At 47.3% G+C, this 279-nt stretch carries 1 rRNA gene; it reads right to left on the bottom strand.

Annotated features, from left to right (window positions below):
* Positions 1–279 (bottom strand): 23S ribosomal RNA (locus tag CIK04_RS31435); the annotation flags it as partial.

Here is a 279-nt window from a genome sequence, read left to right as displayed (position 1 = left end):
GGACTTTCCAGACCGTTCGTCTAACACATGTAAAGCTTAAGGGCTAATCCAATTTCGCTCGCCGCTACTTTCGGAATCTCGGTTGATTTCTTTTCCTCGGGGTACTTAGATGTTTCAGTTCTCCCGGTTCGCTTCATTGAGCTATGTATTCACTCAATGATACTGGCTTATGCCAGTGGGTTTCCCCATTCGGAAATCGTAGACTCAAGTGGCTGTTACTGCCTCATCTACGCTTATCGCAAGTTACTACGTCCTTCATCGCCTGAGACTGCCAAGGCA

The organism is Vibrio sp. 03_296, from assembly GCF_002265885.1.
The sequence above is the reverse complement of the archived record's forward strand: the minus strand, read 5'-3'. Positions and strand labels throughout refer to the sequence as shown.